The sequence below is a fragment of the Neorhizobium sp. PAMB6630 genome, assembly GCF_058242775.1.
Genome location: NZ_JBZAYV010000004.1, coordinates 24923 through 46523, shown reverse-complemented (window position 1 = coordinate 46523; position 21601 = coordinate 24923). Strand labels below are relative to the sequence as shown.

Below are 21601 nucleotides of genomic sequence, written 5' to 3'. Positions count from 1 at the left end.
CCGCCCTCCGAACGTCATTCCAGTGCCAGAGAAACAGTCCAGAGAAAACCAATGCCGGAGAAAAGATCATGAACCTTTCAACGACGCGTCTTCTGACCATTACAGCGACCGCAGTTCTCGTTTTGTCGGCGGCTTTTCCGGCTTTTTCCGATGAGATCTACAGCACCCGTGGCATTGCCATAAACGGTTATGACCCGGTTGCCTATTTCACGGAGCAGCGGCCGGTAAAGGGGTCCGCAGATTTCACCAGCACGTACAAAGGCGCCGTCTTTCATTTTGCCTCGGCGCTCCATCGTGACGCCTTTGCAAGGGAGCCGGAGCGCTACGCGCCCCAATATGACGGATATTGCGCCTACGGAACGGCCCGTGGCTATAAGGCAACGACAGAGCCGCAAGCCTTCACTGTTGTCGATAACAAGCTCTATCTCAATTACAGCGACGATATCGCCCGCACCTGGAAATCCGATCGGGGCCGCTACATCAAGAAGGCAGATGCCAACTGGGACACCGTGAGGGCGCAACCGGCGCCGTGAGCTAGGCGAGCGCGCGTCAAAGGGGCGCCGGAACTGCGGTGCGGCGGCGTGTCTTCCTCTACGGCGCGCGCTTTTCTTCGAAGTCGCGGAGCATCTGAAATACATGCTCGCGATCCTGATCAAGATGCGGTGGAGGGCGATGAAGGCGAACGGGCGTCGCCGACATTTTCAAAGGGTTGCCGAGAAGGCGCAGAGGCTGCCCCTCCGGCGTCTGCATGTCCACCACCATCTCCCGCGCCAGCGTGTGCGGATTGGACACGACCTGATCGATGGTTGCCACCCGCCCGGCGGGGATTTCGGCCAGGATGAGACGTCGCTCCCATTGTTCCGCCGTCTGCGCTTTCAAGGCCTCGGTGACAAGATCGTCCAGCGCATCGATATTCACCACCCGGTCGCGGTTGCGGGCGAAGCGCGCGTCGTGGACAAGTTCCGGCGCGCCGATGGCTGCACAAAAACGGGCAAACTGCTGATCGTTGCCAACGGCGATCGCGATGTCACCGTCCGCCGTCTTAAAGGTCTGATAGGGCGCGATGTTGGGATGCCGGTTGCCGATCCGTGCCGGTATCCTGCCGGAGACCAGATGGTTTGTTGCTGCATTGATCAGCCAGGCCACCTGGGCGTCGTAAAGCGCCAGATCGATATATTGGCCTTCACCTGTGCGATCCCGGTGGCGAAGAGCGGCCAGGATGCCGACCGTCGCGTACATGCCGCACATGACGTCCGCAATGCCGAGACCGACCTTGACTGGCCGCCCTCCATCCGCGTCACTGTCGCCGGTGATGCTCATGATGCCACCCATGGCCTGGATCAGGAAATCATAGCCGGTGCGATCAGCGTAAGGCCCTGTCTGGCCAAAGCCTGAAATCGCACACCAGACGATATCCGGCTTGACCCCGCATAGGTCGTCATATCCAAGGCCGCGACGCGCGAGGTCGCCGGGCTTGTAGTTTTCGATGACGACATCGCACATCGCCGCCAGTCGTTTGACCAGCGCGACCCCGTCCTCGGTTGCAAGATCGATTGCGATCGAGCGCTTGTTGCGGTTGGCCGAGAGGAAATAGGCGCTGAGATCACTGTCGCTTCCATCGGCATTGGCAACAAAGGGCGGCCCCCAGCTGCGCGTATCATCCCCGGCTCCCGGCCGCTCGACCTTGATGACATCCGCGCCCAGATCGGCGAGAAGCTGCGCCGCCGTCGGCCCGGCCAGGATGCGAGAGAGGTCGAGGATGCGCAGCCCCTCGAGGCTTTGGGGCTTCTGGTGGTCAGACGTCGACATTTCACGATTTCCAGGGGGACATTTTGAACCAGCGAACGAGATAGGCAGCCGCAATCAGGATGGCAAAGCCAATGAGGTTGCCGATCACTTCGGCAGTGGTCGTACGGCCGGCATGATCAAGAGCGATGCCGATCGGCTGAGCGATGACGATGCCGGTGATGAAGACGGCGAGCGATTGTTGTCCAACGACGGTCAGCACACGCACGACCCGACCGCGCAGGCGCGCACCCTTTTCGCCGACAAGATGCACAGCGATATAACAGAGGGCCAGGAAATGAATGAAGCGGAGCAGGCCGAAATCGGTCTTGTCGGTCAGCGGAGCGATCTGCTCGGCCGCCCTCTGGAAGAAAGGATGGACCGCATGAAAATGAACCCATGCGAAGGGCACCGTGACGATCACGATCGCAACGGCAAGCACCATCAGACGACGGTCATAGCCCGGCGATGGCAGCGTGCCACGCATGAGGAAAAAACCGCTGTAGAACAGAAGTTGCCAGCCGAAGGGATCGAAAAACCATGGGCGATCCGACCAGGGCTCGGCCGGCAGGCGTGTCAGTCCGAGCTGGGTTGCACACCATAAGGCAACCATCAGGGCAAGAGGCAGGTAACGATGCACGTTCGAGGCAAAGATCATCAATGGCATCAGGGCCAGGATGACGATGTACATCGGAAGGATGTCGAAATAGTTCGGCACGTAGGTCAGCGTCAGCAATCCGACCAGCAGGCCGCCCGGATCCTTCATGAAGGGCACGAGGTTGAGGCTTTCGACATAGGTGACGCCGTCATAGCGTGTTCCCGCCAGGACCATGATGGCAACAACCACGACAAAGACGGCAATGTGAGCCCAGAAGATCTGCCAGATGCGGTGTCCGACACGCGCAATCAGCGCAGTTGCGCCCTGGCGATCATAGGTCGAGCCAAAGGCAATCGCCGATGCCATGCCGGATTGAAAGACGAACATTTCCGTCGCGTCCGAAAAGCCGAAGCGTGCCGGTATCCAGAGCGCCCAGCCATCATCGGGGATATGCGCAAGCAGAATGATGAGCATGCCAATGCCGCGAAAGAAATCGAGGCGCAGGTCGCGGGGACGCTTTGTCTTGTGAGCAGCCGACGCCTGTTTCGCCTGTGTATCAGAAGGCGCCGTCATAGGCTCTGGCATCGAACCTGCAGGCGATAAGGCTGAAGCCCGGACGTCTTCCGGCGTCCTCAAGCGCGTTACGGAAGTCATCGATCGTCTCCACATTCACACCATGGCCGCCAAATCCTTGCGCGACGGCCGCAAAATCCGTTTCCCCGAGAGTGACACCGACCGAAGGCAGCCCGGCGGATGCCTGCTTCAAGGCGATCAGCGCGAGGCTGCGATCCTGGAACAGAACGACGGTTACCGGCAGGCCGAGATCGCGAAGAGTTGCAAGCTCACCGATGCCCATTTCGAGGCCGCCGTCACCCATCACGGCAAAAACCCGCCGCGACGGATCGGCAACCTTTGCGCCGATCGCCAGTGGCAAGGCCGCATTCATGGTGCAGAAACCGGCGGACTGGAGAAGGGTGAGCGGCTGGGTCGCAACCCATTTTTGCGACAGAAGGATACGATGAGCGCCGCTATCGACTGTCACGAGGCCGCCCGGACCGGCAACGCGGTTTAAATGATCGATGATTGCATGGGGTCCCCAAGGCTGTTTTCTTGAAAAGATCCGCCGAAGCTCCGTTTTCGCCACCCCAGGCTCTCCATCCGCCCATGTCCTGCGCTGCGCAAGCGCGCCGTTGAGGGCCTGCAGGATGCGTGACGGCGCGCCACCGATCCAGGTGCCAGCGTGATGCATGGCGTGATCGGGAAGGATGCTCGACATCTCCACCAGCTTTGCCGGATCGGCGACGAAATCCAGCCAGCCAAGACGCATTTCTATCGGATCGTAACCGATGAGAAGCACCAGATCCGCTTGCCGTGCCAACGGGAGGAGAACAGCATCTGCCAGCGGCGACAGGCCCGCGGCACCAAGCGCCAGCGGATGGTCTTCCGGGATGACACCCTTGGCCTTGTAGGTGGTGATCACAGGGGCGCCGATGGTCTCTGCCAGATGCTGCAGCGCGGGTCCGGCCTGACTGCGGGCGGCTTCAAGGCCCGCGACAAGCAACGGCCGATCGGCACCCTGGATGCGCTCCAACAGAAAACGAACAGCGGGGTCTGTCCCGGAAACGGCGGCCGCAAACCGTTTCGGGGGCGCGGGAATAGATGTTTCCATGCTGGATGCTGCAGCAATTGCCGGTGAAAGATCCAGATGCACAGGCCCCATCGGGTCTGTCATGGCAATCGCCAAGGCGCGCGCCACGGTGGAGGCGGCACTTTCAGGCTCGATTTCGAACGATGCCTTGACGAGCGGTCGCAACAGCTGAGCGTGGTCGATCACCTGGTGCGTGTAGCGTGCGCGCGTGGCACGGTCGACGACACCAGAAATGACCACCAGCGGAACCCGTTCCTGCACGGCATCGGCAATGCCGTTGACGGCATTTGCAAGACCCGGACCGACGGTTGTTACCAGCAGTTCGGGATGAGCAGTCATGGCACTGGCACCCGCTGCCATGATGGCCGCAGACGTTTCATGACGCGCGAGATGGAACGTTATTCCAGCCGTTTGCAGGGCGTCGATCAGTGTCACCACCTCTCCGCCCGGCACACCAAAGGCATGGCGCACATCGTGTGCGTGGAGGGTCTTTGCAACGATGTCGGCAACGCGGTTCAGACTTCGGGCCAGGCTTCGGGATTGAGACATTGAGGCAAGCCACTTCCGTGAGAGTTATTCCACACAACGCAGCCTGCCCAGCCGATGGGGCCGGGCAGGTTTTTCTTCTTGATACGTCCTAGCGTTCCAAGGCACGCACGACGAATGCGACGACGATGCCGAACAGGATGTGGCCGATGAGGGACGCCCAGGTCAGCGTGATAAAGCCGAGGAATGGCGGCAGGCCCGCAAACAGATGCGCCATGACATAAAGCGCAAAGATCCAGAGGCCGGTACCGAAACCGATGCCGGTCAACAACAGAGGCAACTTCGGAAAGATCAGGCGCTGAAGCGGCCGGGCAATGAAAAGATAACCTATCGGATAAAAGATGATGCCGACAATGGCGTGAATGGCTTCAGCGGCCAGCGGATTGCTGAAACCGAAGACGGACTGCACGAGACCGGCAGGTTCCAGCGGGCCGCCGACCCAGAGCGGGGTGAATACCCGAGCCCAGATCTCCCACGTGATGTCTGCGGCAAGGCCCGACAACACGATGGTCCGCGCCAGGCCCGGCTGAATATCCGGAAAGATCGGCGATTTCTGCATTTCCATCATAGACATCAACTTTCTCCTTGGTTGCGGATAACATCAGGCAGAGAGGCTTCTGCCTGATGACCGCTTGATGGACTGGATGGACTGGAACAGGCGGTCATCCGCCTTGAGGCGTTGGCGGATCTCTCCGATCCGCGACACAGCAGCCTTGTCGCCGCCGTGTCCGACAGCTCTGGCCAAAGCAAGAACGAAGAAGTCTCGTTGCGCGTTGCTGCCGCCGATCTTTGGGAGGTTGGCCACCATGCGATCGATCACGCGCTGGTCGGCCGGTGTATCGAGGCCCGCCAGCACACGCGCCATCGGAACGCCGATTTCGGCAGCGACTCGCGCCTGATCATCGACGCCGAGGGCCTTGGCTTCGATCTGCGCCACGAGTTCGGCCATACCATTGCGATCACCCACCGCCGCCATCGCCGCCAGGTTATGAAGGGCGGCGAAGATCAAGGTTGTGTCGGTGCGCCGGCGATATGCGATTTCGGCGGCGTCCAGCCACCGGTCACCCACCTGGATGCCCGACTGTTGCATACGCCAGAGAAGCGAGACGGCATTGGCCATGTCGCGGAAATCGTCCGTCTGCTGCGGGCGGACTTCGTCGTCGTAGATCTGCAAGACGCGTTCGTGATCGCCTCGTTCCAGATGCAAAAGGGCAAGATGCCAGGCCATGTGGAAGGAGAAGTTGTTACAGCGGGACCAGGCCTTGCGGCTGCCTTCAAGCCACTCGATGCCTTCGACCGTTTCGCCTCGCATTTCAAAAACATGGGAGACGGCGTGAAGCCCCCAGGCGTCATCCGGCTGCAGCAGGACCGCGTGTTGGCCAGCAACCAGAGCTTCCTGATATCGCCCATGTTCTTCAAGCGAAAAGGCGTGGCAGCCGAGAATAAAGCCGGCTGAATTGCTTGCCAGATCCAGTGCGTCGACCGCCTTCGTGCTGGCGCTCAGCATGCCGGCGGCATCGCCCAGCATGAAACGCAGGGCTTGCGAAATCTTGAACGGGAGAAAGACAGTCGTGCGGTCTTCAAAACCGTCATCCAGCAGGTCGGCTGCTTGCGCAAAGGAGCCGGTGGCAGCCGCCTCAAGCGCCTTGACCAGCAGACGCTCGTCACCTGTTCCCCCGTCCCTTGCAGCCAGTGCGGTGCGTGCGTTGTTCAAGGCATCGACGGCGGGCACCGTAAGTTCCGAACGCGCCAGGATGAGATTGGCAAAACCCTTCAGCACGTGGCCCGCGACGTGATGGCCATCGGCCGCAATCGTCGCCTGAAGCGCCGAACCGGTGCTCGGGCGATGAGCCGCCAAACCGAAGACTGCATTCTCGAATGCCCGTTGCGCTTCGCAGCTGTCACTACTGGTCACGAGACCATATGCATCACGTTTCATACGTTTGCTCCTTGGGGACGCATTGGCGGGCCATCAGGATCCGTCATCATCGTCCACATTGGCGTTTACGGCTGCGGCACAGCATTCGTTACAGAGGCCGGGAGATTTTCGCGGCCGAAGCAGGGCCGGCTCTCTCGACGCCAGGCGCCAGAGGAATTTTAGGGCCGGCTGTAACGAAGGCATGCAGACCTGCGAATGTGCCTGCGAGTAGCCGATGTTGGCCTCTGGGCTGGAAGGACGGGACGCCATGATCGCAGCGCCAGCAAAACGGGCCGGTCGTCATCGACACCGCGCGGGGGCAGCCACCGCCGCCGGTTTTGTGGCGCGGCGTGACGCATGATGTACCTCTACGTCAAGGCGATCCACGTGTTTGCCGTCGTCACTCTGATCGGGGGCATGCTGGCGATGGCATTGGTGTTGCGGTCCGCGATTGCTGCGCCAGAGGCAACCGACGTCCGCCGCTTCGGCGAAACCGTTTTACGCTGGGACGGACTGGTCACGACACCGGCGCTTGCCATCGTCTGGATGGCAGGTTTCACGATGGCCTTCGGCGCGGGGTGGGACAGCTCGCTCTGGCTGCTGGTGAAGATGATCCCGGCCATCGTCCTCAGCGGCCTGCACAGCCTGGAAGCCCTGGCGCTGAAGAGGCTGCTGCGGCACGGCCGACCGATCCACCCGCTGTTCGGGGCGGCGGCGTTTGCAATCCTTACCGTCTTCGCGGCCATTGCATGGCTTGCCGTCGTGAAGCCGTTCTAGATTGACGTGGCAGGTGCCGTCTCGATGACCCCTGCCTGATCGATGTGGAAGTGAAGACGCGCAACGGTGATCGGGCCGTGATTGCATTTTAAATCGATCGTTATAAAACCAATCTTGCGCTGTTCTCACCTCTGCGGGCGGCGCGATCAAATTTCCAAGAGACAGATCCCATGGCCCGGCCAAGAGAATTCGATGAGGAACGGGTGCTGGAATTGGCCGTGCAACAGTTCTGGGAACGCGGATACAAAGCAACATCGATCCGGGATCTCGCCCAGGCAATGGGACTGACGACTGCCAGCGTCTACAATGCGTTTGGCGACAAGCGGGCATTGTATCGACGTGCCCTGGATCTTTACGTGGATCGAAGTTTCCACGACCGCGTCGGGCGGTTTGAATCGAAGCCTCCGCGTCAGACCTTAATCGCCTTCTTCAACGAAATCATCGAAAGATCTCTCGGCGATACGAGGCGGAAGGGCTGCATGCTGGTCAATTCGGCCCTCGAGGTTGCGCCCCATGACGAAGAATTTCAGCGTGTCGTGGCCGGCGTTCTTGTTCAGGTCGAGAGATTTTTCGCGCGTTGTGTGGAGCAAGGTCAGCAGGACGGAACAATCGGTCATCACCAGACGGCAGCTGATCTTGCCCGGACACTGCTTGGGATTTTGCTCGGGATCCGGGTGCTTGCACGCACGCGTCCGGAAAAGCACTTGCTGGACGGACTGATAAAGCCTGTTTTTGCCCTCCTTGAACCCGATGCAGCCATGCAGGCGGGACCGTCTAATGCGTGAGATTCAGTGACATGGGGTGTCTTTTGAGGTTTTGGACAAAAACTTGCGGTGTGCCCTGTAACGATGGCACCGGCTTTTGCGAACTTGGATTGATCGGATGAACAACCTGGCCCGCGAAGAAGAATGGGCTTTGTGGATGAGATCCGCAATCGCAGGCGATACACGCGCATATCATAACTTGCTGACAGCCATCACACCCCATCTGCGTGTGATGGCCCGCAAACGATGCGAACAGTGGGGCGTGCCGTCAAGTGAGGCAGAAGACGTGGTTCAGGAAGTGCTTTTGGCTATCCATCTCAAACGGGGCACCTGGGATTTTTCCAGACCCCTAGGTCCGTGGATGGCAGCCCTCGTTCGCAACAAGCTGATCGACAGCCTTCGGCGCAGAGGCAGGCGCGTCAACGTCCCCTTGGAGGACGTGATCTCGACACTCGAAAGCGATGCAGGGCTGGACGTGTCGGATCGCATGTCCATCGAACAGATCCTCGGTCGCCTGGGAGACCCGCAGCGCACGATTGTTCAGGCGATCTCCATCGAGGGGTCAAGCGTGCGCGAGACGGCCGCGCGTCTGAAGATGACGGAAGTGGCGGTCCGTGTGGCGCTTCATCGGGCCCTCAAGGCATTGTCTGCCCGCTATTCCGGGCAATTCAAATGACTACACGCCGTCTCGTTGCACTCCCGGTCCAGAAGGCCCCGCCCCGCTGCGATGTCAATTCGATATTTCAGCAGGGCAAAGCGAAACGATCGACGCACTTTCCATCGTGGTGCGCGCAACCCATATCAAACGTCCTTATCGTGACTTTAGATGAGAAATGGAATGCACCACGCTATCGCTGTCTTGATTGACGATTTCTCCCCGGTTTGGATATGCAGGCAAACGCCGTGGGTTGAGACCGAGACGATCGACGAATGAAATCCCAAGGCCAGGAGTTTGCCGCGTGAAAACAGATCAACTCATTACCCTGCTGGCTGAGGATACGCGGCGACCGGTCAAGCTGGGAATGGCGTTATCAGGCGCCGTTGCAGCCGGAGCCGCACTTGCAGCTGTTGCATTCTTCCTGACGATCGGGTTTCGGCCGGATATCGCGTATGCCATCGAGACGGTTCGGTTCGTCTTCAAGTTCATCGTGACGCTGTCATTGCTGGCGGCGGCCACATCATTGCTGGGCCCTGCCCTGCGCCCCGGGAGTAGACCTGGCGCGCGCCGATGGCTCCTGGCACTGGCGCCAGCCCTTCTTGTCGCGGCGACCGTTGTGGAGCTGATCGTGATACCGTCTGATCTCTGGCTCGGCAAACTGACGGGTCGCAACGCGTTGCATTGCCTGACGATGATTCCAGCGCTCTCCGTCTTCCCGGGCTTTTTTCTTTTTTTCGCCATGCGCCAAGGCGCTCCTGAAAATCCGGGGCTTGCAGGTGCGCTGGCAGGCCTTGTCTCGGCCAGCATCGCAGCGACGCTTTATGCTTCCAATTGCTTCGACGACAGCCCGCTGTTTGTCGTCACCTGGTATCCTCTTGCCACGCTGATCGTCGTGACGGCCGGATATTTCGCCGGCAGGCGTTATTTGCGCTGGTAGCCCGATCTGCCCGTCGTATCCCGCTGCCAAGAGGCAGGCTGAGTGCTATTTTCTTTCAGCGCGAGGCGCAGACTGCCTGGAAAGTTCGTGCACCACGACGAGAAACGCTCGGGTTTGTTGCAATTAGACTAGAAGGCGCCGGTCGCGTCATTGACCCGATCGCGCCACCGGCGGGCTGCCACCAGTTCAGGAGGGAAAAGGCCGGGGATCGCAAAGAAGGCGGCAGACGGATCGGTGGCATTCATCGCGGTGGCGGCATCCAGGATGTCTTCGCGGCGCGGATCCTCGCAGTCGCCGCGTTTCTTCACCGCCGCCATCCAGACGCCGACCGCATAGGCAGTCGCCGCCGCGTCCTCGCCTTTTTGCAGGGCATCCACGGCCGGCGAGAGCAGCCGTTGCGGCAGTTTCTGGGTGGTGTCGAGCGCGATCTGGAGGTTGCGGTGGTCGATCGTCGGGTTGGAAAACCGCAAAAGCAGCGCAGTGATATAATCGGACAGATCAATCCCCGGCACCGGATCAAGCGTCGACACCACCTCTTCCATATGCGCGCGCGCCTTGGCCGCCAGGTCCGGCACCGCCATCACCTCGCGGATATAGTCGAGCCCTGACAGGATGCCGAGATGGGCCAGCAGCGTGTGGGTGCCATTGAGCAGCCTGAGCTTCATCTTTTCGTAAGGCTCGACATTTTCGGCAAGGATTGCGCCGCCGGCCTCCCAGCGCGGCCGACCCGCCACAAAGTGATCTTCGATCACCCATTGCAGGAAGGGCTCGGTATCGAGCGCCAGCGCGTCCCGCGTTCCGAGCAGCATCTCACCCCGCGCACGGGTCGCGTCCGTTGCGGCGGGCACGATCCTGTCCACCATGGAGCAGGGGAAAGCTCCCTTTTCGGCAATCCAGCTGGCAAGCGCGCTGTCGCGGCGCTGCGCCAGTTCCAGCACGAGACGGCGCACGACCTTGCCGTTCGACGGAAGATTGTCGCAGCAGAGCACGGTAAACGGCGGCACACCGGCTGCCCGCCGCAGGGCAAGCCCTTCCACGAGAAAACCCAGCACACCGGTGGGCGCATGCGGCGTCTTCACATCGGCCACTACTGCCGGATGGTTGTGGTCCAACCCGCCGGTTGCCGGATCAAGACCATAGGCCTTTTCCGAAACGGTCATCGTCACCACGCAGGTTGCGGGATCGGCAAGGGCTGCCAGCACGCGTGCCTTATCCGTGGCTGCGTAGATCCAGCCGACGGTCGCACCGATCAGTTCGCACTGGTCGCCCTTTTCGCTGCGGGTGATGACGCAATAAAGCCCGTCCTGTGCCTCAAGCGCCTCCACCGGATCCGCTGAGCGCAGGTTGACCGCAACAATCCCCCAGGGCCCGAATTCAGCCTCCAGAGCGCGCTGGGTGAACACCGCCTGATGTGCGCGGTGAAAGGCGCCAAGCCCGATATGGACGATACCGGGTTTCAGTTTTGCCCTGTCATAAGCGGGCAGGCGCACGCTGGCGGGCAATCGGCTTGCGCTGGAGAGGTGTGTCATGATCAGGCTCCCAGGCCATAACGGGCATGCGACAGCGTCCGCTCGATGCCGCGCAGTTCCGCCAGTCCCTTCAGCCGGCCGATGGCGGGATAACCGGGCTGGGCACCGCGCGTGAGGTCGTCGAGAATTTCCTGTCCATGATCCGGCCGCATGGGGATGCGGTGATCCTCGCGCCCCTCTTCGCGCCGTCGCGCCTCTTCCGATAGAAGGGCTGCGATGACGGCGACCATGTCTGTCGCGCCTTCAAGGTGCTCGTCCTCGAAAAACGAGCAGGGAACCGTGTCGCTATCGCGCGTGACATTGCGCAGATGCACGAAATGAATGCGATCGGCAAAACGTGTGGCAATAAAAGGCAGGTCATTGTCCGGCCTTGCGCCGAGCGAACCGGTGCAGAGCGTCACGCCATTGGCGCGGATGTTCACCTGATCCAGCATGTGGGCATAATCGGCCTCGGTCGACAGAATGCGCGGCAGGCCGAGCAGCGACCACGGCGGATCATCGCCATGGGCGCAGATATTGATGCCGACATCTGCTGCCACCGGCGCCACTTCGCTGAGGAAATCGACGAGATTCTGCTGCAGCCGCTCGCGGTTGATGCCCTGGTAGGAGCGCAGCTTTTCGAGCAGCTGGTCGAGCGTATAGCCATCGGCAGACCCCGGCAGGCCCGCGCCGATATTCTTACCCAGCGCAGCGATCTTTCCATCCGTCATGCCGGAGAAGCGTCTTGCTGCTTCCTCCTGCAACCAGTCCGGATAATCCGCAGCAGCCTCCGGACGTTTCAGGATGTGGATGTCGAAGGCGGCAAAATCCACGAGATCGAAACGCATGGCCTTGGCGCCATGGCCGGTCTCCCAGCGCAGATCCGTGCGTGTCCAGTCGAGAATCGGCATGAAATTGTAACAGACGGTGCGGATGCCGGAGGCCGAAAGACGCCGCAGCGTTTCCTGCCAGTTGGCGATATGGCGTTTCCAGTCGCCGGTCTGCGTCTTGATGTCTTCCGACATCGGAATGCTTTCGACAACGTCCCAGACAAGGCCGCCAGCCTTGATCGCCTCATGCCGCCGGGCAATCTCGTCAACCGGCCAGACCTCGCCGGTTGCGATATGATGGAGCGCGGACACGATGCCTTCGGCACCCGCCTGTGCCGCATCACGCACGCTGACTTTGTCGATCGGCCCGAACCATCGCCATGTGTGTCTCATCGTCTGTCCTTCGTATCCGGTGGGTTCGTTTAAAACGTGATCTGCACCTTGCAGGCCGCTGAGCGGTCACCAGCCTGCTCGAAGGCCTCGACTGCCCGATCAAGCGGAAAGGTGTGGGAGATGATCGGCTTGACGTCGATCTGCCGTGTCGAAATCAGATCGACGGCCTGTGCAAATTCGCCGTGGAAGCGTTGCGAGCCGCGCCAGATGATTTCCTTGCCCACCAGCGCATTGAGCGGGATCGTCACGTCCCCGGTCACGCCCACCTGAACGATTGTGCCGCGGGGCCTGATCGCGGCAAAGGCGGAACGCAAGGCCGGTGCTGCTGCCGAGCAATCGAAAATCACGTCAAAACTGCCTTTGTTGTCCTGGAAAGGCAAAAGCGCGTCCGGGTTGCTGGCGACATTGATCGTGTCCGTGGCGCCCATCGACGGCGCGCGCGACAGGGCCGCGTCCATCAGATCCGTCACCACGATGCGGGCGGCACCGGCATGGCGGGCAGCGGCCACCGTCAGCAGTCCGATCGGCCCTGCCCCCGTGACGAGAACGGCCTTGGCCGAGAGATCGCCCGCCTGGGCAACCGCATGCAGGCAGACGGCGAGCGGTTCCGAGCAGGCGGCCTCTGCCGGCGTCACATCTGTTCCGACCGGATGGCACTGGATCGCCGGCACGACGAGCTTTTCGCGGAACATGCCGTTTTCGTGCGGCAGGCGCATGGCAGATCCCATGAACCGCATGTGGAGGCAGTGGATCGGCTGGCCGATGCGGCAATACTGGCACTCACCGCAGGGCTGCGACGGGTTGATCGCAACAAGCTGCCCCAGCGCCAGCCCCGAAACGCCCTCTCCAAGGGCTTCGACATAACCGGATGCCTCATGACCCGCGATAATGGGTTCGCGAACCTGAACCGGGCCGAAACCGCCGTCCTGGTAATAATGCAGGTCCGAGCCGCAGATGCCACCCGATGCCATGCCCAAGAGAACCTCGCCTGACCCCGGCGTCACATAATCCAGCGTCTCTACCCTGAGGTCACGCCGGGCATGAAGGCGTGCAACACGCGTCTGCATTGTCCTGATCCCTTTCATCTCAAGTTTGTGAGCGACCATGCGCCAAACGGTTATCGGATCAGACCCAGCTGCGTCGGCAGCCAGAGGGTGATGGCGGGAATGAAGGTGATCAGCCCGAGTGCGATGAACAGCGGGATCATCCAGGGCAGGATGGCCAGCGTCGTTTTCTCCACCGACAGCTTGGAAATGCGCGACAGGACGAAGAGCACCATGCCGACCGGCGGCGTCAAAAGACCGATCATCAGGTTCAAGGTGATGATGAGACCGAGATGTACGGGGTCGATGCCGTATCGGGCGGCAACCGGCATCAGGATCGGCACGAGGATGCTGATCGCCGCGATCGTATCGAGAAAGGCCCCGACGATCAGAAGCAGGATGTTGACGATGATCAGGAAGGTCCACCAGTTGTCGGTGAGGCCGAACATGAAATCGGAAAACAGCTGTGCTGCCTGGCTGACGGTCAGCAACCACGCGAAGATGGAGGCGGCCGTGACGATGAACAGCACGGAGGCTGTGGTCTCGATCGTATCGAAGGAGGCCTTGGCCAGCGTTCTCACCGTCATCGTGCGATAGCGGACAAGACCGAGAAACAGCGACCAGAGGACAGCCGCCACGGCAGCTTCGGTCGGGGTGAACCAGCCCATGGTCATGCCGCCGATCAGAAGCACCGGCGTCATCAGCGCCATCACGGCGGAAAAATCGAAATACCAGTCCAGTGCGACCAGAACCGCAAGGCCGATCAGCACGGCCACATTGACCGACAATCCCGCAAGCACCATCAGGTAGATCGCCATGGGGAAAGCAAGAACGATGGCCACTTCCATCGAAGCGCCCAGCAATTGCTTCAGCTCGAAGGGTGTATCGGAGCCCCATCCCTTGCGTTTGGCAAAGATGTAGACCGTCAGCATCATCAGCACGGTCATGACCACGCCGGGAACGATGCCGGCCATGAACAGCGCGCCGATGGAGGCATTGGCCATCATGCCATAGATGACGAAGGGCAGCGATGGCGGAAAAATCGGCCCGAGCGTCGCCGAAGCGGCGGTGACGCCGACAGCGGCTTCGATCGGATAACCGTGATCCTTCATCGCCTTGATTTCAATCGTACCGATGCCGGCGGCATCGGCAAGAGCCGTGCCCGACATGCCGGAAAACACCACCGAACCGATAATGTTGACCTGCGCGAGACCACCCTTCATCCAGCCGACGAGGGCAAGCGCGAATTTGTAGATACGGCCCGTCACACCGGCAATGTTCATGAGATTGCCGGCGAGGATGAAGAAGGGCACGGCAATCAGCGGAAAACTTTCGACGCCGGCGATCATTCGCTGGGCCGCGATGATGTCGGGCGCGACACCGTAGAGGATGAGATAGGCAAGCGACGCCACCGCCATGGAGACGGCAACCGGCGTGCCAATGATCAGGAGGAGGAGAAAGGAACCGATGAGAAGCAGCATGGATCAAATTCCTCCTGCGTGGAGATCGTCCTGCGCCTGCTGGCGCACGGTCTTTTTCCCCGTCAGGTCCTTGAAAAGGTTATGGGCGGAGCGGACAAACATCAGCGCAAAAGCGGCAAAGACCGCGTAGAAAACGATGCCGCGGGGAATATCCACCGTCACCATCCGCTCCTCGCCGACAATCTCGAGGTAACGCCACATCAGCCAGGTGATATAGGCAAAGAAGATGATGCCGATGATATCGACGACAAGTTCGAGCGGCCTGACGGCCCATGTCGGCAGGAAGCGGTAGAGCAGGTCGACCTGGATATGGCGCATGGTGCGCACGCACATGACAGAGCCGAGGAAGACCACGACCACCAGGCAGTTGGCGGCAATTTCCTCCGTCCAGGCAAGGCTGTCGTTCAGCACGTAGCGTGTAAAAAACTGCAGGAAAACAGACAGGCCCATACTCCAGAAGACAATGAGCGTTACCCAGTCTTCAATGGCATAAGGCGACAGATCGACCGGCGCTGCATCTTCCTCGAAGGCATGCGCCATCTCTTCCACACTGATCGGCGCGTGCGGGTGCTCCGTCATGGATCGGCTCCAATCACAACGATTTCAGGAAAGGGCCCCGGCGCAACCCATGCGCCAGGGCGGCATCATTCACTTGATGGCGCGGATGGCTTCCCAATCGGCCTTGTCGTAACCGAAGTCCTCGAACTTGGCCTTTGCGAGAACAGTCTTCTCGAAATCGGCCTTATCGACCTCGGTCACCGTGATGCCCTTCTTCTTGAATTCCTCGACCAGCGCCTTTTCGCGCGCTTCAATGGTCTTGGTGGTGCGGGCGGCGGCTTCCAGCATCACATCGGTGAAGATCTTCTTGTCTTCATCCGAAAGACTTGCCCAACGGGTCTTGGACACGATCGTGTTCAGGTGGTCGACGATATGGCCGGTCAGAACGATGTTCTTCTGAACCTCGTAGAACTTCTTTGCCTCGATCGTCGTCAGCGGATTTTCCTGCGCCTCGACCGTGCCGTTCTGCAGTGCCAGATAGACTTCCGCAAAGGCGATAGGCGTCGTGTTGGCACCGCAGGCCCGCGGCATGGCAAGATAGGCCGGCACATCCGGCACGCGGATCTTCAAACCTGCCATGTCTGCACATTTGGCAATCGGGCGGTTGGATGTGGTGTGACGCGTTCCGTAATAGCTGACGGCCACGATATGGTTGCCGGTTTTTTCCTCATAACCCGCGGTAAGCTTCTTGAAGACATCGCTTTTCGTGTAGGCGAGCAGATGGCTCGGATCGCGGAAGATGTACGGATAGTAGGTGACGCCGATCGGCTTGTGATCACGGGCGGCAAAGCTGGAGCCGGAGATGATGATATCCACCGTGCCGAGCTTGAGGCCCTGGTTGATGTCGGCTTCCTTGCCAAGCTGCGAAGCCGGGAAGACATCGATCTTGTAACGGCCGTTGGTGCGCTTGGCGATCTCGCCTGCCGCCCAGACCGAATCGGTGTGGAAGGGCTCGGATGTTTCGTAGACATGGGCCCATTTCAGGGCTGTCTCAGCGTGCGCCGAGACGCCGGATGCGACGATGACCGCCGCAGCGGCAAGAAGCGTTTTCAGTGTCAGTTTCATGTGTTCCTCCCAATTGAAACAGAACTGCAGGGCAGACCGCCCGAATGACGGACGGTCAGTCTTCTCTGGTCGGCTCCTCCCCGAAGCTTTCCGAGAATCTCTTTTGCGCAAGCGTCAGATGACGCCGCATGGCCTCGCGAGCGGCTGCAGGATCACGGGCTGCAAGGGCATCGCGAATGATACGATGTTCCTCAAGCGCCAGCTTCCAGGTGTGCGGCCCTTCGAAATAGCTCGCGAGCTTGGTGAAATAGGGCGACATCCGCGTGTCGTAGATCAGCCCGGTGAAATGTTTGAGCGCGGAATTGCCGATGATATCGGCGATGGCCGTATGAAAATCCCGGTCGCAGGCAAGCGCAACAGGCGCATCGTCCAGCGCTTTTTCCATGCGTCCCAAAATTGCATCGATCTGCGCAAGGTTTGCCGGCGTGACAAGTCTTGCCGCCTCTTCCGCAATGCCGCTTTCGATCAGGCAGCGCGCCTGCAGGATTTCCAGCGGGCCCTCGCCCGCCTCACCGCGCAATTCCCCCTCGACCGGCCGGGGCCGGCTGCCGATATAAACGCCCGAACCCATGCGGATCTGGATATAACCCTCGACCTCGAGCACGATCAGTGCCTCGCGCACCGTTGGTCTCGACACCGAAAACCGTTCGGCAAGCTCGCGCTCGGGCGGAAGCCGCGAACCCGGCTTCAACTCTCCCGTTTCGATCAACACACGGATCTGATCCGCCACCTGGCGATAAAGCCGGCGCGGCTCCAAAGCCACGAACATCGATATCCTCCCGGGCGCATCACTCCCCTGATGCGCATTTGGCCAGATTGTCTGACCAATTTCAACTATGAGGATTTTTCGGATGCTGTCAAGCGGGGCGGCTGATGCTGCCGTCGCGCCGAGAACACAACTGAAATTGTCTTGTGCATACACTAGACGTTTTATCCGGAACGTGCAATCCCTTGGCGACAGATACAGCTCGAAGAGCCCAGCCATGCCCGTTGTCACCGGTTCAATTGCCTCCAAACTCTACCGCCGCACCAGCGACGCGCTTCTCTTTGAAATCCGCAGCGGCGTGCTGCAGGACGGCATGCGCCTGACGGAAACCGCCATTGCGCAACGCTTCGGCATCAGCCGGGCACCGGCGCGCCAGGCACTGGCCGAACTCGAACACGGCGGGTTTCTGAAAAAGGCCGCCGGGCGCGGTTACGACGTGGTTGCTCCCCTCCATCCGTCCGGCCCATGGCCGACCGGCGCACTGGATATGGAGCCGGACCTCAAATCCCGGTCCGCCTGGGAAGCGATCTATCCGGATGTCGAGATCGAGGTCGTCTCGCGCACGGCGCTGGCCAGCTGGCGTATCAACGAGGTCATGCTGGCGCGGCATTACGGCGTGAGCCGGACGGTTGCCCGCGATGTGGTGGCCCGGCTGCAGGAGCGCGGTATCATCCGCAAGGATGCCAGCGCCCGATGGCACGCACCCGCACTCTCGGAAACGCTGATCAACGAACTCTACGAACTCCGCTGGGTTCTGGAGCCGCTTGCCCTGCAAAAAGCGGCAGCCCATCTGCCCGGCGGGTTTCTTGCGACATTGCGGGCAAAGATCGAGACGGCCATGAATACGGCTCAGGTCAGCAGCGAGCAACTGGACGCGCTCGAGCAGGACCTGCATGTGGATCTCATCGGACGATGCGGCAATCAGCCACTGCTGCGCGCCGTCAGCCTGCCGCAGGCGCTGCTCGTCGCGCATCACTTTCTTTATCGGCGCACTAGCGATCTGTTCGAGAGCGAACCCTTCCTGCCCGAGCACCTGAAGATCATCGCGCTTCTGCAGGAAAAGGATGTGGCCGGCGCTTGCGAGGCGCTGGTCGATCACCTGAAAGTGTCGCGCGAACGCGCCATGCGGCGCATCCGCGCCGTCGCACAAACCACAGCGCCTGCGGACCTGCCGTATCTCGAACGGCTTTAGGCGCCCATTTTCGACGCATGGGTTTGCGGTCCGCCCATCAGCCAAACGGATCCGCACCGGGGAGGAGGCCCTGTCATGAAGATTGCAAAGGTTGAACCGTTCATTCTGCACCTGCCGCTGACGGCAGACAGCATTTCCGATTCCACCCACAGCATCACCCATTGGGGTGTCGTGGGTGCAAAGATCACCACGACCGACGGGCTGGAGGGTTATGGCTTTACCGGAACGCATGCCCACCTGGCATCCGACCGGCTGATCACGGCCTGCATCCGGGATTGTTATGCGCCGCTGCTCATCGGCGAAGAGGCGGGCGATCATCAGCGCCTGTGGACGAAGCTATCGCGCCATCCGGCCCTGCAATGGGTCGGACGTGCCGGCATCACCCAGCTGGCACTCGCCGCCGTGGATGTCGCGCTGTGGGATCTGGCGGGCAAAAAGGCCGGCGTGCCGCTCTGGTCGCTGCTTGGCGGCGCGCGCACCGAAAAGCTCGAGGCCTATAATACCGATATCGGCTGGCTATCGTTTTCCAGGGAAGCGCTTGTCGCCGGCTCTGCCCGTGCCGTCGAGGAAGAAGGCTTCACGCGCATCAAGATCAAGGTCGGGCATGATGATCCGAACATCGATATCGTCCGTCTCGAAGCCGTGCGCGACCGCGTCGGCAGCGCCGTGCGCATCGCCATCGATGCCAATGGCAAATGGGACCTGCCCACCTGCCAGCGTTTTTGCGCCCGCGCCCGCGACCTTGATATCTACTGGTTCGAAGAACCGATGTGGTATGACGATATTGCAAGCCATGCCGCACTTGCCCGAGCGACCTCCATCCCGGTGGCACTCGGCGAGCAGCTTTATACGGTAGATGCCTTCCGCAGCTACATCAATGCGGGGGCCGTGCATTACGTCCAGCCGGATGTGACCCGCCTTGCCGGCATTACCGAATATATCCAGGTGGCAGACCTTGCGCTCGCAAACCGCCTGCCCGTCGTGCCGCATGCCGGCGAAATGAGCCAGGTGCATGTTCACCTCAGCTACTGGCACCCGGCCTCGACGATCCTCGAATATATCCCCTGGATCAAGGATCATTTCCACGAACCGGCAAATGTGGACGGCGGCGTCTTCAACAGGCCGCAACAACCAGGCGCCAGCACCACACCGCTCGCACAGGCCTTCGAGCGCCACGGCCAATCGCTCGGATAGCGGCCAGCCCCCTTCCCGGAGCCCGAATTTGCTGGCGCGCATCGGGCTCCGGGTCGATTGCCACCTTATGATTATTCCGCTAGAGCAAAACATGTATCAAATAATCAACTTAAGACGATGCCAAAAGCCATGGCGGCAGAGATCAACGGCCATCTGGACATCTTTCTGAAAAACAGAACGGCTCTGGTGGATTATGCCGCCCGGCTGACGGGATCGCGCGACCAGGCCGAAGACATCGTTCAGGACGCTTTTTTACGGTTGAAGCCGGATCAGACCGGGCAATATTCGCCAGGACAGACCGTTTCCTACTTCTACAACATCGTGCGCAATCTGGCATTCGATGCCGCAAAGCGGCGGAATGTCGAAACGCGCGGCCGCGACACCGACCCGCCGTTCTGGATCCTGCCACAGGATCCGGGCACGCCGGAGCAAACGGTGCTGCTCGCCGATCAGGCCCGTGTCGCGTCCGAGACGCTGGACGGCCTGCCGAAGGATATGCGCCGGGCCATTGAGCTTTACCGTATCGAAGGCCTGACGCTGGAGGCGATTGCGGCGGATCTTCAGATCTCCATTGCAACGGCCCATCGGTTGATCCGCAATGGCATGGTGAAAATAGCCCTGTCGCTCGACCGGGCGAGCCATTGAAAAATCGTGTGCGCATCGTGAAAAAAAGCCTCTCGCCAATCGTATCTTCATCGGGCAACGCTGACGACATCGACAATCGGTTGCGGACCCGATTCCGGCCTGCGGCTGCCCGGGCCGGGCTTTTTGCTGAAAGTGCAGCCGGCCACACTCGCACCAGGGGAACAGAGCGTCAGTGAGCGTCACGGATCAGCCAGAACAGCTTGACGAACAGCTCCTCGAAGAGGCGATGGACTGGCTCATGCGCCTGCGGAACGAGCCGGCCGGGCCCGATCTTCTGGCCGTCTGGCAAGGCTGGCGGGCGACGTCCGATCGGCACGCCGCGGCCTGGGATCGCATCTGTCTCACCTGGACGGTGCTCGGCGAGAGGTCGCCAGAGGCCACGCCTGCCATGCCACGCGGGGCGCGGCAACGCCGGCAGCGCGCTGGTGTTCTGGCGCCGCGCCGTCTTGCATACGCTGCCGCTCTCATGTTGTGCGGCATCCTCATGGCAGCCGTTTTCGGCCCTGCCCTGCAGGTGCGGCTCCAGGCGGATGTCATGACGGCGGCTGGAGAAATTCGCCATGTGACGCTTGCCGACGGATCGCAGGTGACGCTTGCCCCGGAAACCGCGCTGGCGGACGATTTCGACGGGAACGCACGCCATGTGCGGCTGCTGTCGGGGGAAGCCTATTTCGAGGTCATGCGAGACCCGGCCCACCCGTTTGTCCTCACCACACGGGACGCAGCGGTCAGGGTGCTGGGGACCGCTTTCAGTGTCCGCGATACGGGAAGTGCAACACGAGTCGAACTGGCGCATGGCGCGGTTGCCTTGCACATGGAGGGTGCGCCTGCCGGCGATGAGCTGACGCTTGCACCCGGTGATGTCGTGACCGTGGAGCGGGCAGCGCGCACAATAGAACGCTCGCATATCGATCCCGCCGACATTGCCTTATGGCGCGAAGGCAGGCTCTCGGTCACGGATCAGGCTTTCGCGGATGTCGTCTCCCTCATCCAGCGCCAGCACTCCGCATGGATCGTCCTCACGCAAAGCGAGGTTTCCACGCGCAGGGTGACGGGTCTTTACGATCTTTCGGATCCCGACAAAGCCCTTTCAGCACTGGCCGCTCCCTTTGGCCTGAAGGTGCGGGCGGTCTCGCCGTTTCTGCGGGTGATCTCGCCATACTGAAAAAACATCAAATTATTTCAATATATTACCTCCTTATTCGCGAACGGTTCGCAAAAAGCGGAACGGCACCTGAAAAACTTGTCTCTCTCACTCGTATTTACCCTTGAACACGGCAATGCCGGTTTCTTCT

21 protein-coding genes are annotated in these 21601 nt (G+C 60.8%); 9 read left to right on the top strand and 12 right to left on the bottom strand.

The window, feature by feature from the left end:
• Positions 1-68 precede the first annotated feature (68 nt).
• A complete protein-coding gene (locus AC4CWF_RS26995; protein WP_491288383.1) occupies positions 69-533 on the top strand; it encodes a YHS domain-containing (seleno)protein in 465 nt (154 codons plus the stop codon).
• A 58-nt stretch (positions 534-591) separates the two neighbouring features.
• Here the strand turns inward: AC4CWF_RS26995 and AC4CWF_RS26990 are convergent, their stop codons facing one another.
• From AC4CWF_RS26990 to AC4CWF_RS26970, 5 genes are all read right to left on the bottom strand, one after another.
• Positions 592-1809: a CaiB/BaiF CoA transferase family protein gene (locus AC4CWF_RS26990; RefSeq protein WP_491288381.1), complete on the bottom strand. Its 1218-nt coding sequence runs from the start codon at positions 1807-1809 to the stop codon at positions 592-594.
• 1 nt (position 1810) lies between these two features.
• On the bottom strand, positions 1811-2968 hold the full coding sequence (locus tag AC4CWF_RS26985) for an OpgC family protein (RefSeq protein ID WP_491288379.1): 1158 nt from the start codon (positions 2966-2968) through the stop codon (positions 1811-1813).
• Positions 2940-4580: a thiamine pyrophosphate-binding protein gene (locus AC4CWF_RS26980; RefSeq protein WP_491288377.1), complete on the bottom strand. Its 1641-nt coding sequence runs from the start codon at positions 4578-4580 to the stop codon at positions 2940-2942. The genes AC4CWF_RS26985 and AC4CWF_RS26980 overlap by 29 nt, the downstream gene beginning before the upstream one ends.
• Positions 4581-4668: 88 nt before the next feature.
• Positions 4669-5151: a hypothetical protein gene (locus tag AC4CWF_RS26975; RefSeq protein ID WP_491288375.1), complete on the bottom strand. Its 483-nt coding sequence runs from the start codon at positions 5149-5151 to the stop codon at positions 4669-4671.
• A 27-nt stretch (positions 5152-5178) separates the two neighbouring features.
• A complete protein-coding gene (locus AC4CWF_RS26970; RefSeq protein ID WP_491288373.1) occupies positions 5179-6516 on the bottom strand; it encodes a tetratricopeptide repeat protein in 1338 nt (445 codons plus the stop codon).
• 336 nt (positions 6517-6852) lie between these two features.
• On the opposite strand from AC4CWF_RS26970, the gene AC4CWF_RS26965 reads away from it, so the two are divergent.
• From AC4CWF_RS26965 to AC4CWF_RS26950, 4 genes are all read left to right on the top strand, one after another.
• Positions 6853-7272, top strand: coding sequence for a CopD family protein (locus AC4CWF_RS26965; protein WP_491288371.1), 420 nt, complete (start codon positions 6853-6855; stop codon positions 7270-7272).
• Positions 7273-7442: 170 nt separating this feature from the next.
• Positions 7443-8057, top strand: coding sequence for a TetR/AcrR family transcriptional regulator (locus tag AC4CWF_RS26960; protein WP_491288369.1), 615 nt, complete (start codon positions 7443-7445; stop codon positions 8055-8057).
• Between the two features lie 97 nt (positions 8058-8154).
• Positions 8155-8712, top strand: a complete 558-nt coding sequence (locus tag AC4CWF_RS26955) for a sigma-70 family RNA polymerase sigma factor (protein ID WP_491288367.1) — start codon at positions 8155-8157, stop codon at positions 8710-8712.
• Between the two features lie 283 nt (positions 8713-8995).
• A complete protein-coding gene (locus tag AC4CWF_RS26950) occupies positions 8996-9631 on the top strand; it encodes an NrsF family protein (RefSeq protein WP_491288365.1) in 636 nt (211 codons plus the stop codon).
• A 128-nt stretch (positions 9632-9759) separates the two neighbouring features.
• Here the strand turns inward: AC4CWF_RS26950 and AC4CWF_RS26945 are convergent, their stop codons facing one another.
• The 7 genes from AC4CWF_RS26945 to AC4CWF_RS26915 all read right to left on the bottom strand — a co-directional run bounded on the left by AC4CWF_RS26945 (position 9760) and on the right by AC4CWF_RS26915 (position 17278).
• Complete coding sequence (locus AC4CWF_RS26945) at positions 9760-11163, bottom strand: mannitol dehydrogenase family protein (protein ID WP_491288391.1); 1404 nt, start codon at positions 11161-11163, stop codon at positions 9760-9762.
• Positions 11163-12362 (bottom strand): mannonate dehydratase, encoded by a 1200-nt coding sequence (gene uxuA / locus AC4CWF_RS26940; protein WP_491288363.1) that lies wholly within the window; start codon positions 12360-12362, stop codon positions 11163-11165. The genes AC4CWF_RS26945 and uxuA overlap by 1 nt, the downstream gene beginning before the upstream one ends.
• Before the next feature lie 29 nt (positions 12363-12391).
• The gene (locus AC4CWF_RS26935; protein WP_491288362.1) at positions 12392-13429 is read right to left on the bottom strand and encodes an L-idonate 5-dehydrogenase; all 1038 of its coding nucleotides are present in this window, start codon (positions 13427-13429) and stop codon (positions 12392-12394) included.
• A gap of 50 nt (positions 13430-13479) precedes the next feature.
• Positions 13480-14886: a TRAP transporter large permease gene (locus AC4CWF_RS26930; RefSeq protein WP_491288360.1), complete on the bottom strand. Its 1407-nt coding sequence runs from the start codon at positions 14884-14886 to the stop codon at positions 13480-13482.
• Positions 14887-14889: 3 nt separating this feature from the next.
• A complete protein-coding gene (locus AC4CWF_RS26925) occupies positions 14890-15465 on the bottom strand; it encodes a TRAP transporter small permease (RefSeq protein WP_491288358.1) in 576 nt (191 codons plus the stop codon).
• Positions 15466-15534: 69 nt separating this feature from the next.
• Positions 15535-16509, bottom strand: a complete 975-nt coding sequence (locus AC4CWF_RS26920; RefSeq protein WP_491288356.1) for a sialic acid TRAP transporter substrate-binding protein SiaP — start codon at positions 16507-16509, stop codon at positions 15535-15537.
• Between the two features lie 55 nt (positions 16510-16564).
• Positions 16565-17278: a FadR/GntR family transcriptional regulator gene (locus tag AC4CWF_RS26915; protein ID WP_491288354.1), complete on the bottom strand. Its 714-nt coding sequence runs from the start codon at positions 17276-17278 to the stop codon at positions 16565-16567.
• 214 nt (positions 17279-17492) lie between these two features.
• Here AC4CWF_RS26915 and AC4CWF_RS26910 point away from each other — a divergent pair, with 214 nt between their 5' ends.
• The 4 genes from AC4CWF_RS26910 (at position 17493) to AC4CWF_RS26895 (ending at position 21471) form a co-directional block, all read left to right on the top strand.
• Entirely contained in the window at positions 17493-18467 is a 975-nt protein-coding gene (locus tag AC4CWF_RS26910) for a GntR family transcriptional regulator (RefSeq protein ID WP_491288352.1), read from the top strand.
• 75 nt (positions 18468-18542) lie between these two features.
• Positions 18543-19661 carry a mandelate racemase/muconate lactonizing enzyme family protein gene (locus tag AC4CWF_RS26905; RefSeq protein ID WP_491288351.1) on the top strand — a complete coding sequence of 373 codons (1119 nt, stop codon included), beginning with the start codon at positions 18543-18545 and terminating at the stop codon, positions 19659-19661.
• A gap of 129 nt (positions 19662-19790) precedes the next feature.
• Positions 19791-20306 (top strand): sigma-70 family RNA polymerase sigma factor, encoded by a 516-nt coding sequence (locus AC4CWF_RS26900; protein ID WP_491288350.1) that lies wholly within the window; start codon positions 19791-19793, stop codon positions 20304-20306.
• Between the two features lie 172 nt (positions 20307-20478).
• Positions 20479-21471 carry a FecR family protein gene (locus AC4CWF_RS26895; protein WP_491288348.1) on the top strand — a complete coding sequence of 331 codons (993 nt, stop codon included), beginning with the start codon at positions 20479-20481 and terminating at the stop codon, positions 21469-21471.
• Positions 21472-21601: the final 130 nt, after the last annotated feature.